This window comes from Streptomyces sp. NPDC055078, from assembly GCF_053607985.1.
Map to the genome: position 1 here is coordinate 1 of NZ_JBSGUP010000379.1, position 8,016 is coordinate 8,016.

Consider the following 8,016-nt stretch of genomic DNA (forward strand, 5'->3'; position numbering starts at 1 on the left):
GAAGGGCGATCACCCATCCGGGTGGTCGCCCTTCGGCGTTGTGCGACGCGTGCGTTGCGCCGCCGCCCCCGACGAGTATGGTGATCATTCGCCGTACGCCGCGAACCGCTAAGCGCCTGGTCAGTGACGATCCCGGCCACAGGTCCGGGGTGGGGGGCCTTGACGAACCGCACGCAGCGCGCAATTCTCAGGACGCGTCGCCACAACGATCCGCATCCGAGGCATGGATCGGCGACGGAACGGGCAGTATCGAGGTGCGCCTTACGGCGCGAGGCAGCGCGGAGTTGAGAACAACGAGGGTTTCCACAACCCGGACTGGACATCAGTGTGCCAAGTGGCTACACTGACCCTTTGCGCTGCCTGTTAGCTGCCTCCTGCCCGTCACCAGGGGCACCCCTCCGCATGAGCACTGCTGATTGATCCATCCCTGACCTGGGACTTCTCTCAGTGTGCCTCGCTTGGGACCGGTACGCGCGTAGTGAGTCCGAGCCCTCGGAAGGACCCCTCTTGGCCGCCTCGCGCAACGCCTCGACCGCGAATACGAACAACGGCGCCAGCACTGCCCCGCTGCGCATCTCCTTTGCAAAGATCAAGGAGCCTCTTGAGGTTCCGAACCTCCTCGCGCTCCAGACCGAGAGCTTCGACTGGCTGCTCGGCAATGCCGCATGGAAGGCTCGGGTCGAGGCGGCTCTGGAGAGTGGTCAGGACGTCCCCAGGAAGTCCGGTCTGGAGGAGATCTTCGAGGAGATCTCCCCGATCGAGGACTTCAGCGGGTCGATGTCGCTGACCTTCCGCGACCACCGCTTCGAGCCTCCGAAGAACTCCATCGACGAGTGCAAGGAGCGCGACTTCACCTTTGCCGCGCCCCTCTTCGTCACCGCCGAGTTCACCAATAACGAAACCGGCGAGATCAAGTCCCAGACGGTCTTCATGGGCGACTTCCCGCTCATGACCGGCAAGGGCACCTTCGTCATCAACGGCACCGAGCGTGTCGTGGTGTCGCAGCTGGTCCGCTCGCCGGGTGTCTATTTCGACTCCTCCATCGACAAGACGTCCGACAAGGACATCTTCACCGCCAAGATCATCCCTTCCCGGGGTGCCTGGCTGGAGATGGAGATCGACAAGCGCGACATGGTCGGTGTCCGTATCGACCGCAAGCGCAAGCAGTCCGTGACCGTGCTGCTCAAGGCTCTCGGCTGGACGACCGAGCAGATCCTTGAGGAGTTCGGCGAGTACGAGTCGATGCGCGCCACCCTGGAGAAGGACCACACCCAGGGCCAGGACGACGCGCTGCTCGACATCTACCGCAAGCTCCGCCCGGGTGAGCCGCCGACCCGTGAGGCCGCTCAGACGCTGCTGGAGAACCTCTACTTCAACCCCAAGCGCTACGACCTCGCCAAGGTCGGCCGCTACAAGGTGAACAAGAAGCTCGGCGCGGACGAGCCGCTGGACGCCGGCGTCCTCACCACCGACGATGTCATCGCGACCATCAAGTACCTGGTCAAGCTGCACGCCGGGGAGACCGAGACGGTCAGCGAGTCCGGCCGCTCGATCATGGTCGAGACCGATGACATCGACCACTTCGGCAACCGCCGTATCCGTAACGTCGGCGAGCTGATCCAGAACCAGGTCCGTACGGGTCTCGCCCGTATGGAGCGCGTCGTGCGCGAGCGCATGACCACCCAGGACGTCGAGGCGATCACGCCGCAGACCCTGATCAACATCCGGCCGGTCGTCGCCTCCATCAAGGAGTTCTTCGGCACCAGCCAGTTGTCCCAGTTCATGGACCAGAACAACCCGCTGTCGGGCCTGACGCACAAGCGCCGTCTCAACGCGCTCGGCCCGGGTGGTCTGTCCCGTGAGCGGGCCGGCTTCGAAGTCCGTGACGTGCACCCCTCGCACTACGGCCGGATGTGCCCGATCGAGACGCCGGAAGGCCCGAACATCGGTCTGATCGGCTCGCTGGCCTCCTACGGCCGGATCAACCCCTTCGGGTTCATCGAGACGCCGTACCGCAAGGTCGTCGAGGGCCAGGTCACCGACGAGGTCGACTACCTGACCGCCGACGAGGAAGACCGCTTCGTCATCGCGCAGGCCAACGCGCCGCTGACCGACGAGCTGCGGTTCGCCGAGGCCCGGGTGCTGGTCCGCCGCCGTGGCGGCGAGGTCGACTACGTGCCCGGCACGGACGTCGACTACATGGACGTCTCGCCGCGCCAGATGGTGTCGGTCGCGACCGCCATGATCCCGTTCCTGGAGCACGACGACGCCAACCGCGCCCTCATGGGCGCGAACATGATGCGTCAGGCCGTTCCGCTGATCACGGCCGAGGCGCCGCTGGTCGGCACCGGCATGGAGTACCGCTGCGCGGTCGACGCCGGTGACGTCATCAAGGCGGAGAAGGACGGTGTGGTCCAGGAGGTCTCCGCGGACTACATCACCGTCGCCAACGACGACGGCACCTACACCACCTACCGCGTCGCCAAGTTCTCCCGCTCCAACCAGGGCACCTCGGTCAACCAGAAGGTCATCGTCTCCGAGGGCGACCGGGTCATCGAGACCCAGGTCCTCGCCGACGGCCCGGCCACCGAGCAGGGCGAGATGGCGCTCGGCAAGAACCTGCTCGTCGCGTTCATGCCGTGGGAGGGTCACAACTACGAGGACGCGATCATCCTGTCGCAGCGCCTCGTACAGGACGACGTCCTCTCCTCGATCCACATCGAGGAGCACGAGGTCGACGCCCGTGACACCAAGCTCGGCCCCGAGGAGATCACCCGGGACATCCCGAACGTCTCCGAGGAGGTCCTCGCCGACCTCGACGAGCGCGGCATCATCCGTATCGGTGCCGAGGTCGTCGCCGGCGACATCCTGGTCGGCAAGGTCACGCCCAAGGGCGAGACCGAGCTGACCCCGGAGGAGCGCCTGCTCCGCGCGATCTTCGGCGAGAAGGCCCGTGAGGTCCGTGACACCTCGCTGAAGGTCCCGCACGGCGAGATCGGCAAGGTCATCGGCGTCCGCGTCTTCGACCGCGAGGAGGGCGACGAGCTGCCGCCCGGCGTCAACCAGCTCGTCCGCGTCTACGTCGCCCAGAAGCGCAAGATCACCGACGGTGACAAGCTCGCGGGCCGGCACGGCAACAAGGGCGTCATCTCCAAGATCCTGCCGATCGAGGACATGCCGTTCCTGGAGGACGGCACTCCGGTCGACATCATCCTCAACCCGCTGGGCGTCCCGTCCCGGATGAACCCGGGACAGGTCCTCGAAATCCACCTCGGCTGGCTCGCCAGCCAGGGCTGGAAGGTCGAGGGCAACGAGGAGTGGATGGAGCGGCTGAAGGCGATCGGCGCCGATGACGTCGCCGCCGACACCAATGTCGCCACCCCGGTCTTCGACGGTGCCCGCGAGGACGAGATCTCCGGACTCTTCGAGTCCACGATCCCCAACCGCGACGGCGACCGGATGGTCCTGCCGTCCGGCAAGGCGAGGCTGTTCGACGGCCGCTCCGGCGAGCCGTTCCCGGACCCGATCTCGATCGGGTACATGTACATCCTCAAGCTTCACCACCTGGTCGACGACAAGCTGCACGCCCGGTCGACCGGTCCGTACTCGATGATCACCCAGCAGCCGCTGGGCGGTAAGGCCCAGTTCGGTGGCCAGCGCTTCGGTGAGATGGAGGTGTGGGCGCTGGAGGCTTATGGCGCCGCGTACGCCCTCCAGGAACTGCTGACCATCAAGTCCGACGACGTCACCGGCCGCGTGAAGGTCTACGAGGCCATCGTCAAGGGCGAGAACATCCCCGAGCCCGGCATCCCCGAGTCCTTCAAGGTGCTCATCAAGGAGATGCAGTCCCTGTGCCTCAACGTGGAGGTGCTGTCTTCGGACGGCATGTCCATCGAGATGCGCGACACCGACGAGGACGTCTTCCGCGCTGCGGAAGAGCTCGGCATCGACCTGTCCCGGCGCGAGCCGAGCAGCGTCGAAGAGGTCTGACGGGTCCGGCCGGGATCGCCCCAGGTGATCCCGGCCGCTGCCCCGGACCCCGTACAGACCACCTTGAGACACAACCCTGAGAGGGATTGACGCATAGTGCTCGACGTCAACTTCTTCGACGAGCTTCGGATCGGCCTGGCCACCGCTGACGACATTCGCCAGTGGTCCCACGGCGAGGTCAAGAAGCCCGAGACGATCAACTACCGCACGCTCAAGCCCGAGAAGGACGGACTCTTCTGCGAGAAGATCTTCGGCCCCACCCGGGACTGGGAGTGCTACTGCGGCAAGTACAAGCGTGTCCGCTTCAAGGGCATCATCTGTGAGCGCTGTGGCGTCGAGGTCACCCGCGCCAAGGTGCGCCGTGAGCGGATGGGCCACATTGAGCTGGCCGCCCCCGTCACTCATATCTGGTACTTCAAGGGCGTCCCGTCGCGCCTGGGATATCTGCTGGACCTGGCGCCGAAGGACCTTGAGAAGGTCATCTACTTCGCCGCTTACATGATCACGTTCGTGGACGAGGAGCGCCGCACCCGCGATCTGCCCTCGCTGGAGGCGCATGTCTCCGTCGAGCGCCAGCAGGTCGAGAACCGCCGCGACGCCGACCTCGAAACCCGTGCCAAGAAGCTTGAGACCGACCTGGCCGAGCTGGAGGCCGAGGGCGCCAAGGCCGATGTGCGCCGCAAGGTGCGCGAGGGCGCCGAGCGCGAGATGAAGCAGCTGCGCGACCGCGCCCAGCGCGAGATCGACCGTCTCGACGAGGTGTGGAACCGCTTCAAGAACCTCAAGGTCCAGGACCTGGAGGGCGACGAGCTGCTCTACCGCGAGCTGCGCGACCGCTTCGGCACCTACTTCGACGGCTCGATGGGCGCCGCCGCGCTCCAGAAGCGCCTGGAGTCCTTCGACCTCAACGAGGAGGCCGAGCGCCTCCGCGAGATCATCCGTACCGGCAAGGGCCAGAAGAAGACCCGTGCGCTCAAGCGCCTCAAGGTCGTCTCCGCGTTCCTCCAGACCAGCAACAGCCCCAAGGGCATGGTGCTGGACTGCGTGCCGGTCATCCCGCCGGACCTGCGTCCGATGGTGCAGCTCGACGGTGGCCGCTTCGCGACCTCCGACCTGAACGACCTGTACCGCCGGGTGATCAACCGGAACAACCGCCTCAAGCGGCTGCTCGACCTCGGTGCGCCCGAGATCATCGTGAACAACGAGAAGCGGATGCTCCAGGAGGCCGTCGACGCGCTGTTCGACAACGGCCGCCGCGGCCGTCCGGTCACCGGGCCCGGCAACCGCCCCCTGAAGTCCCTGAGCGACATGCTCAAGGGCAAGCAGGGCCGGTTCCGGCAGAACCTCCTCGGCAAGCGGGTGGACTACTCCGCGCGCTCCGTGATCGTCGTCGGTCCGCAGCTCAAGCTGCACCAGTGCGGACTGCCGAAGGCCATGGCCCTGGAGCTGTTCAAGCCGTTCGTGATGAAGCGCCTGGTCGACCTGAACCACGCGCAGAACATCAAGTCGGCCAAGCGCATGGTCGAGCGCGGCCGTACCGTCGTGTACGACGTCCTCGAAGAGGTCATCGCCGAGCACCCGGTGCTGCTGAACCGTGCGCCCACGCTGCACCGCCTCGGCATCCAGGCGTTCGAGCCGCAGCTGGTCGAGGGCAAGGCCATCCAGATCCACCCGCTCGTCTGCACCGCGTTCAACGCGGACTTCGACGGTGACCAGATGGCCGTCCACCTGCCGCTCTCCGCGGAGGCGCAGGCCGAGGCCCGCATCCTGATGCTGTCCTCGAACAACATCCTCAAGCCGGCCGACGGCCGTCCCGTCACCATGCCCACCCAGGACATGGTGCTGGGCCTCTTCTTCCTCACCACGGACGAGGAGGAGCGCGCGACCAAGGGCGACGGCAGGTCCTTCGGCTCCACCGCCGAGGCGATCATGGCGTTCGACGCCCGGGAGCTGACGCTCCAGGCGAAGGTCGACATCCGCTTCCCGGTGGGCACCATCCCGCCGCGCGGCTGGACCCCGCCGGCGCGCGAGGAGGGTGAGCCCGAGTGGCAGCAGGGCGACACCTTCCGGCTGCGTACGACGCTGGGCCGCGCGCTCTTCAATGAGCTGCTGCCCGAGGACTACCCCTTCGTCGACTACTCCGTCGGCAAGAAGCAGCTCTCCGAGATCGTCAACGACCTCGCCGAGCGCTACCCCAAGGTCATCGTGGCGGCGACGCTCGACAACCTGAAGGCGGCCGGCTTCTTCTGGGCGACCCGCTCCGGCGTCACCGTCGCCATCTCGGACGTCGTCGTCCCCGAGGCGAAGAAGGAGATCGTCTCCGGGTACGAGGCACAGGACGAGAAGGTCCAGAAGCAGTACGAGCGCGGTCTGATCACCAAGGAAGAGCGCACCAACGAACTGATCAAGATCTGGACCCGGGCGACCAACGAGGTCGCCGACGCGATGAACGCGAACTTCCCGAAGACCAACCCCATCTTCATGATGGTGAACTCGGGTGCTCGCGGAAACATGATGCAGATGCGTCAGATCGCCGGTATGCGTGGTCTGGTGTCCAACGCCAAGAACGAGACGATCCCGCGTCCCATCAAGGCGTCCTTCCGTGAGGGCCTGTCCGTGCTGGAGTACTTCATCTCCACGCACGGTGCCCGTAAGGGTCTGGCCGACACCGCCCTGCGCACCGCCGACTCGGGTTATCTGACCCGTCGTCTGGTGGATGTCTCGCAGGACGTCATCATCCGCGAAGAGGACTGCGGCACCGACCGCGGCCTCAAGCTGCGGATCGCCGAGAAGGACTCCGAGGGCAGGCTCCGCAAGGCCGAGGACGTCGAGACCTCGGTGTACGCGCGGATGCTCGCCGAGGACGTCGTGGTGGACGGCAAGGTCATCGCACCGGCCAATGTCGACCTGGGCGATGTCCTGATCGACGCGGTCGTCGCCGCCGGCGTGGAGGAGGTCAAGACCCGCTCGGTCCTGACCTGTGAGTCCGCGGTCGGCACCTGCGCGTACTGCTACGGCCGCTCGCTGGCCACCGGCAAGCTGGTCGACATCGGTGAGGCGGTCGGCATCATCGCCGCCCAGTCCATCGGTGAGCCCGGCACCCAGCTGACGATGCGTACCTTCCACACCGGTGGTGTGGCCGGTGACGACATCACCCAGGGTCTGCCGCGTGTCGTCGAGCTGTTCGAGGCCCGTACGCCCAAGGGTGTCGCCCCGATCTCGGAGGCGGCCGGCCGCGTCCGGATCGAGGAGACCGAGAAGACCAAGAAGCTCGTCGTCACCCCCGACGACGGCAGCGACGAGACGGCGTTCCCGATCTCGAAGCGGGCCCGTCTGCTGGTGGGCGAGAGCGACCATGTCGAGGTGGGCCAGAAGCTCACCGTGGGTGCCACCAACCCGCACGACGTGCTGCGCATCCTCGGCCAGCGGGCCGTCCAGGTCCACCTGGTCGGCGAGGTCCAGAAGGTCTACAACTCGCAGGGCGTGTCGATCCACGACAAGCACATCGAGATCATCATCCGGCAGATGCTGCGCCGGGTGACCATCATCGAGTCCGGCGACGCGGAGCTGCTGCCGGGCGAGCTGGTGGAGCGCTCGAAGTTCGAGACCGAGAACCGCAGGGTGGTCACCGAGGGCGGACACCCCGCCTCCGGCCGTCCGCAGCTGATGGGTATCACCAAGGCGTCGCTGGCCACCGAGTCGTGGCTGTCGGCGGCGTCCTTCCAGGAGACCACCCGGGTGCTGACCGACGCGGCGATCAACGCCAAGTCGGACTCGCTGATCGGTCTCAAGGAGAACGTCATCATCGGTAAGCTCATCCCGGCCGGTACGGGTCTGTCCCGCTACCGCAACATCCGGGTGGAGCCCACCGAGGAGGCCAAGGCCGCGATGTACTCGGCCGTCGGCTACGACGACATCGATTACTCGCCGTTCGGCACCGGTTCCGGCCAGGCCGTGCCGCTGGAGGACTACGACTACGGTCCGTACAACCAGTAGCGGCGAGGGGCATGAGTAGGGGTCGTGGGG

Annotated in this window: 2 protein-coding genes; both read left to right on the top strand. The window is 66.3% G+C overall.

Annotated elements, in window-relative coordinates:
- The first annotated feature begins 507 nt into the window (after positions 1-507).
- The gene (gene rpoB, locus ACWF94_RS26605; RefSeq protein WP_453493511.1) at positions 508-3,990 is read left to right on the top strand and encodes a DNA-directed RNA polymerase subunit beta; all 3,483 of its coding nucleotides are present in this window, start codon (positions 508-510) and stop codon (positions 3,988-3,990) included.
- A gap of 96 nt (positions 3,991-4,086) precedes the next feature.
- Positions 4,087-7,986: a DNA-directed RNA polymerase subunit beta' gene (locus tag ACWF94_RS26610; RefSeq protein ID WP_453493514.1), complete on the top strand. Its 3,900-nt coding sequence runs from the start codon at positions 4,087-4,089 to the stop codon at positions 7,984-7,986.
- The last annotated feature ends 30 nt before the right edge of the window (positions 7,987-8,016 follow it).